Genomic DNA, 8,966 nt, shown 5'->3' on the forward strand with positions numbered 1-8,966 from the left:
ACGGCCGGAAGGCCCCGTTCGAGCCGGTCAGGCCGTCATTTCGGCATCACGCAGAAGGTGGTCTGCTGCATCAGGGCGCAATCCTTCTCCACCCCGCCGTCCAGCATCGACACCTCGACCTGGGTGATGACCAGGGTGCGGCCCGGCTTCACCACGCGGGCGCGGGCGATCATGACGTCGCCCTTGGCCGGCGACATCAGGTTGATCTTGAATTCCACCGCCAGCACCTCCGCCCCGGCGGGCATCAGGGTGAGCGCGGCATAGCCCCCGGCATTGTCGGCCAGCGTGCTGACCATGCCGGCATGGAAGAAGCCGTGCTGCTGCGTCAGGTCGGCGCGGAAGGGCAGCCGCATCTCGCAGAAGCCGGGCTCCATCGCCGCCATCTCGATGCCGAGCGTCCTGCAGATCGGCTGCTGTTCGAAGGACGCGAGGCAGCGCGCCTTCCAGTCGGGGGTGCGGGGTTCGAAAATGGCGGGCACGGTCGTAGCTCTCCGGCTTTAGGGGCGATGCGCGACAGCCTGCGTCAGCCGCCGCGCCGGATCAAGCGGCCGATTGGACAGCCGCAAGAGGCACGCCCCCCTCGCCGTCAGCCGCCGATCAGGCCCATCTGGGGGCTGGAGGGTTCGGCATAGGCCCGCATCGGCATGCGGCCGGCCAGATGGGCGCCGCGCCCGGCGCTGACCGCGTCGCGCATCGCCGCCGCCATCCGCACCGGATCGCGCGCCTTCGACACCGCGGTGTTCAGCAGCACCGCGGCGCAGCCCAGCTCCATCGCCAGCGCCGCGTCGGACGCGGTGCCGATGCCGGCGTCCAGCACCACCGGCACCGGGCTGCGGGCGCAGATCGTCTCGATGGCGTGCGGGTTGCGGATGCCCATGCCGGAGCCGATGAAGGCGCCCAGCGGCATCACCGCCGCCGCGCCCAGGTCGGCCAGCTTGCGGCAGGTGACGGGATCGTCGTTGCAATAGGGCAGCACGACGAAGCCGTCGTTCACCAGCTCCTCCGTCGCGCGCAGCAACTCCTCCACGTCGGGATAGAGCAGCTCGCGGTCGCCGATGACCTCCAGCTTGATCCAGGGGGTATCCAGCGCCTCGCGCGACAGCTGGGCGGTCAGCACGGCTTCCTTCGCGGTCATGCAGCCGGCGGTGTTGGGCAGCAGCCCGACCGGGCCGGCGGGGCGGTTGGCGGTGGCGCGGGCCAGCACGTCGACGAGGCTTTCCGAATAGCCGTCCAGGCTGATGCGCCGGATCGCCAGCGTGACCAGTTCGCTGCCGCTGGCCTCCAGCGCGTCGAGCATCACCTGCTGGTTCGGATAGCCGGCGGTGCCGAGGAACAGGCGCGAGCCGAAGCCGCGACCCGCGATGGTGAGGGTATCGGGAATGGTTTTGGACATGGTGGGAGCCTTTTCCAAGGCCCTCTCCCGCGCCGGGGGAGGGAGGAGCCCGCCGAAGGCGGGAGGGTGAGGAGAAGACCAAGGATCGAGAACCGAACGGCTCCTTGCGCCACCCCTCATCCTTCCCATGCCCCGCATGGGCCCCTTCCCTCTTCCGGGGCGGGAGAGGGAAAACAGGTTCAGCCGCCCTGGATCGGGCGGACGATTTCGAGGCTGTCGCCGGGCTGGAGCGGGGTTTCCGGCCAGCGGCGGCGGGGAACCACGGCACCGTTCAGGGCGACGGCGACGCCGAGCGTCCCCTCGGCGATGCCGCGCGCGGCCAGAAGCTCGGCGACCGAGGCGGCGGACAGCGGCTCTTCGCGGCCGTTGACGCGGAGGACGGCGCTCATGCGGCGGCTCCCGCCGCAACGAAGCGGTCGGCGGCGAAGGGGCGCAGCAGCGGGTCGGTCTCGCCGGTCAGCACCAGCCGGGCGATGCCGTCGGCGGTGACCGGAGTCAGCAGGATGCCGTTGCGGTGGTGGCCGGTCGCATGGATCAGGCCGGGGATGCCGCTCTCGCCCAGGATCGGCGCGTCGTCGCGGCTGCCGGGGCGGAATCCGACCCAGGTCTCCTCGATCGGCAGTTCGGCGATGCCGGGCAGGGCGCGCCAGGCGCCTTCCAGCAGGGCGAACTGGCCGCCGGCGGTCAGCCGGTCGTCGAAGCCGCGCTCCTCCGTCGTGGCGCCGATCAGCAGCCGGCCATCCAGCCGGGGGATCAGGTAGGTGCCGGGCGTCCACACCACATGGCGCAGCAGCGGCAGCCGCTGGTCCATGCGCAGGCAGACCATCTGCCCCTTGATCGGCCGCACCGGCGGTTTCGCGGCGGGCGGCAGTCCCGGCACGCCGGCCGACCAGGCCCCGGCGGCCAGAACCACCCGGTCGGCCCGGTGCAGAGTTGCAGCAACACGCACGCCAACCGCGCGTCCGCCCTCCACCGCCAGGGTCACCTCGCCGCACTGCTCATGCAGGCGGGCCCCGGCGGCCTCGGCGGCGCGGCGCAGGGCCGCCGCCACCTTGCGGTTGTCGACCTGATGGTCGCCGGCGCAGAACAGGGCGCCGGCCACGCCGGGCTGCAGGAAGGGCTCGCGCCGCCGCACCTCGGCCCCGCCCAGCCATTCCACCGGCAGACCGAGGTCGCGCTGGAAGCCGTGCAGGAAGCGGATTTTGGCGGCATCGTCGGCGTTGAGCGCGATGACCATGGTGCCTTCGGTGCGCAGGTCCACCGACATGCCGCTCGCCGCCTCCAGGTCGCAGGCGAAATCCGGCCACAGCGCCTGGGAGGCGCGGGTCAGCGGCAGCAGCCCGTCCTCGCCCGGTTCGGTCTCGACGCAGGCGGCCAGCATGCCGCCGGCGGCATGGGTGGCGCCGCGGCCCGCCTGTCCGCGCTCGAACAGATCGACGCGGCAGCCGGCCGACGCCAGCCTCCAGGCGATGGCAAGGCCGATGCAGCCGGCGCCGATGACGGCGACGGAAGGACGGCTTCCGGTTTCGGAAACGGATAACGGGTACGGATCGGGCGCATGAAGCATGCGGCGGCTCCCTTCGCTGGAATTACCCAGACAGGTTCGATGGGTGTGTTCTCAGCCGCGCGACCACCGCACGGCACCCCAGGCCTATGGCTTGCCTTATGCCAATGTTTTGCTGGTCCCACAAGCGGAATCGGCGATCACCCCATCAAGTTGTGCGACCGGATGCCACGGCCCGATACGGAATCTCCCGTATGAGGCCGGTGACCGATCCGAAGCTAAGTTGTCCGCAAATTGTCCGCAGGCCCGGCATCGATGAAACGATCAACGCGGCCGGTTTGCAGAATCAAACGACAAGCGACCGAGGAAACGTCCGCCATGCTGTCCTTCTTCCGCTCAGAGTCTGCGGCCTCCGGTGCCGTCCCGAATGCTGCCGAACCCGGCAACGCCGCCGCCGCGACGGCCGCAGCCGGACCGGAGGCGCCGATCCGCAGCCTGTGCCTGCCGGCGGCACGGATCGGCGCGGAGGCACTGGCGGGGCTGGGCTTCGCCGCCGGCGCCCCGGCGCTGGTGGTCGGCTTCGTGTCGCCTCATGTCGATTTCGCCGCCACCGCCCGCGCGGTGCGTTCCGCCCTGCCGGCGGCGACGCAGCTGGTGCTGGTCTCCACCGCGGGCGAGCTGTGCGCGGGGCAAGGGCAGCCGCTCTACCGCAAGGCCGCCGACCGCTGGGACAGCGTGGTCCTGCAGTCCTTCAGCCCGCGCCTCCTCGCCGGTATCAGCATCCACGCGGTCCCGCTGCATTGCGAGGATCTGCGCGGCGGCCGGCCGACCCGCGACGTCCCGGCACGGGTGGAGGCGATCCGCGGCGAGCTGGACCGCGTCCGCGTTCCCTTCGCGGTCGACAGCCACGACACGGTGGCGCTGACCTTCATCGACGGGCTGTCGGCCAGCGAAAGCTGGTTCATGGAGGCGGTCTACCGCTCCGGCCATTTCCCCTGCCTGTTCATCGGCGGTTCGGCCGGCGGCACGCTGGACTTCCGCAACACCCGCCTGTTCGACGGCCAGCGCGTGCTGGAGAACGCGGCGCTGACCATCTTCCTGAAGATGGCGCCCGGCATCCGTTACGGCATCTTCAAGTCGCAGAACTTCCGCCCGACCCAGACCCGCTTCGCGGTGGTGGACGCCGACCCGATGCGCCGCACAGTGCGTGGCGTGATCGACCGCGACGGCTTCGAGGTGGTGAGCTTCATCGACGCGCTGGCCCAGGCGCTGCGCTGCAAGCCGCAGGAGGTTCCGGCCAGGCTCGCCAAGAACACCTTCGCCATCGAGATGGAGGGGGAGCTGTTCGTGCGCTCCATCTCCGGCTTCGATTTCGAGAAGGGGGAGGTCGCCTTCTATTGCGACGTCAATCCCGGCGATTCGCTGTGCCTGGTGGAAGCCACCGATTTCGTCCGCCAGACCGATGACGACCTCAGGGCCTATCTGCGCGGCAAACCGCGGCCGGTGGGCGCCATCCTGAACGACTGCATCCTGCGCCGCCTGAACAACCCGGACCAGCTGTCGCGGGTGCATGCCTTCGACGGGCTGACGGCCGCCGGCTTCTCCACCTTCGGCGAGTTGCTGGGCATCAACATCAACGAGACCCTGTCGGCCCTGATGTTCTTCGAGGTCCCGCCCGGCACCGCCTTTCCCGACGACATGGTCGACCGCTTCCCGGTCCATTACGCCCGGTTCCAGAGCTATTTCATCGCCACCCGCTACAACCGGATGGAGTTGCTGAGCCGTATCCGCAACAGCGTGATCGAGCGGATGCGCAGCTACCTCGACGCCCTGGTCACGCTGAACAGCGGCGTGCAGGAAACCGCCAGCTACGCCGCGCGCATCGGCGGCTCCATGTCCGCCATCGAGGCGACGCTGAACCGCCATGCCGGCCTGTTCGACGGCCATGCCGAACGGAAGGAGGAGCTGGTCCGCGAGTTCAGCCAGCTGTCCACCGTGGTGAAGAGCATCGAGAAGGTTCTGTCGGTGATCGACGGCATCGCCAGCCAGACCAACCTGCTGGCGCTGAACGCCACCATCGAGGCGGCGCGGGCCGGTGAGGCGGGACGGGGCTTCGCGGTGGTCGCGGCGGAGGTGCGAAAGCTGGCCAACGACACCAAGCAGACGCTGGGCGACACCCGCCGCGCCATCGATCAGGTGGTGACCTCCGTCCGCTCGGTCGGCGGCCAGCTGGACGACACCAGCGCCCGCATGGACGAGGCCGCCACCGCCGCGCATGCCCTGCAGACCGACATCCACGCCGTCATCGACGAGGTGGAGGGGGCCCAGACGGCCATCGAAGGCCGCCTGTCCGATCTGAACGACCATGCCCGGCGGATGGAGGACATCAACCGTTACATCGGCTTCCTCAAGCAACTCGACCGTGCCGGCTGACGAGTCCGCGAAGGAAGTCCGGCACCTGGAAGGCGGGCAGCCCCTCTCCCGCGGAGGGGAGAGGGGGTTAAGGCATTGCCGGGCTCCTCAGATCGCCAGAGCCTTCACCCGCTCGCGCAGGGTCTGGCGGGCGGCTTCCGCTTCGCCGCGTGCGGCCGTCAGGTCGCGGGCCAGCGTGTCGAGGCGGTTCTCGGCCTCCGCCATCTTCGCCAGCGTGCGCTTGTGCAGGTCGCTGCCGGCGGGCAGGGCCTTCAGGTTCTCGCGCAGGCGGTCCTGGTCGGCGATGCGCTCCGCACGGTCGCGCTCCAGCTCGGCGATGCGTCGCTCCTTCTCGGCGACGGCGGTGCGCAGGCCGGCCAGCGCGGTCAGCGCCTGACGCACCTCCGCCGGCAGTTCGGCCGCGTCGGCGCGGGCGGCGATCTGGTCGGCGGTCAGGTCGGTCAGCACGATCCGCTCCTGCCGCGGCCGTTCCAGCGTGGCGGTCAGCGTCACCGTCTTGCCGGCCGGCACCGCCAGAGGCAGGCGGTAGGCGGTGGCGGTCGCGTCGGGCTTGGCGCCCGCCGGTTCGGCAAGCTCCCAGCCGGGGCGGCGCGGGTGCTCGATGATCAGGTTGCGGTCGCCGTCGGGGGCGCCGGAGACGGTGTAGGTGGTGCTCTGCCGGTCGGTCACCGAGAGGGTCAGCACGCCGTCGGCGATGCTGGCGCGGGACAGCCGGCGTTCCGGCTTCTCCTCGCGGTCGATGGTCACCGCCTGATCGACGGCGAAGGACAGCAGCCGGCTCTCGCCCGCCGGCAGCGTCGCCATGCGGGCGTCGCCGACATAGGCGCTGGCCGCGGCACCGGCGCCGCTCTGCGAAGCGCGGTCGTAGAAGGTCAGCAGCCCCGGCGGCAGCGCGGTGTCGCCGTCGTTGCGCAGCCGCAGCGAAGCCAGCGGGTGGCGGCCGTCGCTGGCGGGCTGGTAAAGCGCCACCCGCTCCACCGGCATGGCACGCGCGGTGATCGGCATCATCAGGGTTCCGCCATTCGGCACGGTGACCGGCTGCGGATAGCGGAACAGCACCTGCGCGCCCTCGGCGGCGCCGGCCTCGGCGCTGCGGACGGCTGCGACGGCCGGCGTTCCGGCGGCGGAGCCGTAGGGCGCCGTTTTCGCCAGCGGTTCGGCCATCGGAGCGGGAGCGGCCATGGCGGCGGCTGGCGGCGGGGCGGCCCGCGAGGATTCCGCCTGCGGCCGCATCGCCGCACGGGCATCGCCCAGGGTCACCGTGCCCTCGTCGGCGCTGGGCAGCACCCGGCCGAGAACCTCCACCGGGACTTCCGGCCGCTCGACGAAATAAGGCGTGTAGAGCGCCTGGCGCAGGGTGACCGGGTTGCCCGACACCACCGTCAGGTCGACGCCGCGCCAGTCCTCGCCGCTGAGATTCTCCAGCACCGCCCAGCCTTGCAGCGCGCCTTTTCCATCCGTTGCCGGCCCATTCTGCGCCTGTCCGTTTTGCGTCTGTCCGTTTTGTGAGGCGGCGCCGCCCGTGCCCAGGCTGAGCCGGTAGGTCGCCTTCCACAGCGGCATCGCCGCGACATAGCCGACGCGGACCCGGCGCTCGCCGGCCGCCTGGGGATCGCTGGGCGCGTTGCTGCGCACGGTCAGCCGCCGCTTTTCGCGCCGGGCATTCTCCGCCACCGCCGACAGCGCCTTGTCGATCTGGGCCTGCACCGCCGGATCGGTGAAGCGCAGCGTGTCGGCCTCCTCCAACACCAGCTGGCGCAAGCCTTCGGCGGTCATCAGCGTCACCCGGTGCCGGGTGGCGGTAGCGCCGTCATTGCCGGGCAGCCGCACCGTCTCCTCCGTCACCGACATCAGCCGGCCGGTCAGCTGGCGCGACCCGCCGGCCGTGACCTCCGCCCCCTGCATGGCGCTCAGCAGCGCGGCGGGGGAGGTTAGGTCGCCGGGTGAGAAGGGCAGTTCGCGGAATGCGGTGTCCAGCGGCTCCGCCCCGGGCAGGCCGATGGTGCCGACGCCGCCCTTGTCGTCATAGACCACGATGCTTTTCAGCACGTCGTCGACCTGGTCGCGCCGCACCTCCAGCGACAGGTCGGCATCGCCGGTCACCGTCGCTTCGTATTCGAAGTAACCGACGCCGCCGGTGGACAGCAGAACCCGCGTCAGCGCCAGTTGCCCGCCTCCCGGTCCATTGCTCCCTGAGGCGTCGGCCGTTCCGTTCGCCGCCAGGGCGCCCGGTGCCGCCATCAGCAGGGCGGTGGAGGCGAGAAGGATGGCGCGGATCATGATGGGACTCTCCGTTACTGTGGCTACCGATCATCGGCATAGGGGCGAAATCGGGCGGGATTAGGGAGAGCCTCGCAGCCCGGCGGCCAAGTGCCGGGAGGCCGGGATGCCGTCAGGGCGCGGCCGCCAGCCAGCGCTCCATCATCATGGGCCACAGCGGTGCGGGAGCCGCCGGGAGCGGGCGGGGCAGGGCGGCCGGTCCGCAGGGCGTCTGGTGGGCTGGATGGTGAACGGAGTGGTGGGCGCAACGCTCATGCGCCGGACGGCGGTTGCAGTCGGCGGGCAGGCGCCGAGCCGTCCTGGCGGCCGGGGCCAGGGCCGGCGACGGGGCGCGCCGGGGTGGCGCCGGGGCGTTGCAGCCGGGCATGGCCGCGGTCTTTCGCCGCAGGTCAGCCGGACCGGCCGACCGACCGCGCCGAGTCCAGATGGCGCCTCGCCTCGCCCAGCAGCAGCCGGTGCTGCGCCAGCGTTTCGCGGATCGACCCGTGCTGTCCATAGACCCGCACCTCGTTCAGCAGACGATCGGCGCGGTCGAGCAGGGTTAGACGCTCCAGGCAATGATCGACGTTCGGCATGGCTGAGCTTCCCCATCACGGATCGGTCCGGCGCCCCCCGGCGACCGTCCCCTGTTCGATGGTCGGCATTTAAACCGCACCGTGTTTCTGGTTAATGTCCGTGAAAGGGTGGTTTTGTGTCGTCGGTGCAGAACGCGATTTCAACCAACTCATGCGAAAGGCAAGGCGGCGGTAGCCGTTACCGGGTTGTAACGCATTGCGTGGCGCTCGCGCGTGAGATAAGAAGGTTTGGGGAGGTAACAGGCATGCACATTCTCGCGGTCGACGACGATGAGCCGATTCGAGAGCTTTTGGCCTCATATCTGGCGGGGGAAGGCTACCGTGTCACCACGGCGCACGACACCGCTTCGGCCAAGCAGGCCCTGGACGGCGAACCCGTCGACCTCGTGGTCTGCGACCTGCGCCTGCCCGACGGCGACGGACTGGGACTCGTCCGTCAGATCCGCACCGATTCGCAGATTCCCGTCATCATCCTGTCGTCCAAGGACCAGGATGTCGACCGCATCGTCGGGCTGGAGCTGGGCGCCGACGACTACCTGACCAAGCCCTTCAACCCGCGCGAACTGCTGGCCCGCATCAAGGCGGTGCTGCGCCGCGTTTCCAACGACGTGCGTCCGCTGCGCAACCCGGACGAACTGCGTGCCGTCGTGCAGTTCGCCAACTGGGAGCTCGACCTCACCGCCCAGCGCCTGCGCGGGCAGGAGGGGCGCGAGGTGGAGCTGACCAAGGCGGAGTTCGGCCTGCTCGCCGCATTCGTGAAACGGCCGCAACGGGTGCTGAC

Annotated in this window: 8 protein-coding genes and 1 riboswitch (1 of these 9 cut by a window edge); of the genes, 2 read left to right on the forward strand and 6 right to left on the reverse strand. The window is 70.6% G+C overall.

Annotated elements, in window-relative coordinates; genetic code table 11:
* Positions 1-35: 35 nt before the first annotated feature.
* The 4 genes from DM194_RS00825 to thiO all read right to left on the reverse strand — a co-directional run bounded on the left by DM194_RS00825 (position 36) and on the right by thiO (position 2,960).
* Positions 36-479, reverse strand: coding sequence for a PaaI family thioesterase (locus DM194_RS00825; protein WP_111065508.1), 444 nt, complete (start codon positions 477-479; stop codon positions 36-38).
* Between the two features lie 107 nt (positions 480-586).
* Positions 587-1,393, reverse strand: coding sequence for a thiazole synthase (thiG, locus tag DM194_RS00830; protein WP_111065509.1), 807 nt, complete (start codon positions 1,391-1,393; stop codon positions 587-589).
* Positions 1,394-1,572: 179 nt separating this feature from the next.
* Positions 1,573-1,782 (reverse strand): sulfur carrier protein ThiS, encoded by a 210-nt coding sequence (gene thiS / locus DM194_RS00835; protein ID WP_111065510.1) that lies wholly within the window; start codon positions 1,780-1,782, stop codon positions 1,573-1,575.
* Complete coding sequence (thiO, locus tag DM194_RS00840; protein ID WP_111067640.1) at positions 1,779-2,960, reverse strand: glycine oxidase ThiO; 1,182 nt, start codon at positions 2,958-2,960, stop codon at positions 1,779-1,781. The genes thiS and thiO overlap by 4 nt, the downstream gene beginning before the upstream one ends.
* Positions 2,952-3,051: riboswitch (TPP riboswitch) on the reverse strand. Its footprint overlaps the gene before it by 9 nt.
* 224 nt (positions 3,052-3,275) lie before the next feature.
* Between thiO and DM194_RS28915 the strand changes: the two genes are divergently transcribed.
* Complete coding sequence (locus tag DM194_RS28915) at positions 3,276-5,330, forward strand: methyl-accepting chemotaxis protein (protein ID WP_162629943.1); 2,055 nt, start codon at positions 3,276-3,278, stop codon at positions 5,328-5,330.
* An 87-nt stretch (positions 5,331-5,417) separates the two neighbouring features.
* Here DM194_RS28915 and DM194_RS00850 read toward each other — a convergent pair whose 3' ends face one another.
* Positions 5,418-7,610, reverse strand: coding sequence for a hypothetical protein (locus tag DM194_RS00850; protein WP_111065512.1), 2,193 nt, complete (start codon positions 7,608-7,610; stop codon positions 5,418-5,420).
* 389 nt (positions 7,611-7,999) lie between these two features.
* Complete coding sequence (locus DM194_RS00855; protein ID WP_111065513.1) at positions 8,000-8,185, reverse strand: hypothetical protein; 186 nt, start codon at positions 8,183-8,185, stop codon at positions 8,000-8,002.
* A 245-nt stretch (positions 8,186-8,430) separates the two neighbouring features.
* On the opposite strand from DM194_RS00855, the gene DM194_RS00860 reads away from it, so the two are divergent.
* Positions 8,431-8,966: the 5' portion of a response regulator gene (locus tag DM194_RS00860; protein WP_111065514.1), read on the forward strand. 178 nt of this gene lie beyond the right edge of the window; 536 of the gene's 714 nt are visible here — the first part of the coding sequence; the start codon lies at positions 8,431-8,433; the stop codon falls past the right edge of the window.

It is taken from the genome of Azospirillum ramasamyi (assembly GCF_003233655.1).
GTDB classification, from domain to species: domain Bacteria; phylum Pseudomonadota; class Alphaproteobacteria; order Azospirillales; family Azospirillaceae; genus Azospirillum; species Azospirillum ramasamyi.